The organism is Bacillus sp. SIMBA_031 (assembly GCF_046535225.1).
GTDB classification, from domain to species: domain Bacteria; phylum Bacillota; class Bacilli; order Bacillales; family Bacillaceae; genus Bacillus; species Bacillus velezensis.
The window spans coordinates 1-272 of the sequence record NZ_JAWRXC010000231.1 but is presented as its reverse complement, the minus strand read 5'-3'; the positions used below and the strand labels follow the sequence as shown (position 1 = coordinate 272).

Genomic DNA, 272 nt, shown 5'->3' with positions numbered 1-272 from the left:
AGTATTTCCCGCTGGCAGCTGGATCTCAGTGCGCTGCTGGCGAGCCTGCAGGAAGAGGATGGTGCAGCAACCAACAAGAAAACACTGGCAGATTACGCCCGTGCCTTATCCGGAGAGGATGAATGACGCGACAGGAAGAACTTGCCGCTGCCCGTGCGGCACTGCATGACCTGATGACAGGTAAACGGGTGGCAACAGTACAGAAAGACGGACGAAGGGTGGAGTTTACGGCCACTTCCGTGTCTGACCTGAAAAAATATATTGCAGAGCTG

The 272-nt window shown here is 54.8% G+C and carries 1 protein-coding gene; it reads left to right on the top strand.

The genetic code is table 11. The annotated features are described in order from the left end of the window. Positions 1-122 precede the first annotated feature (122 nt). The coding region (locus tag SB724_RS20125; protein ID WP_021573073.1) for a phage head-tail joining protein at positions 123-272 on the top strand (150 nt) is incomplete at its 3' end.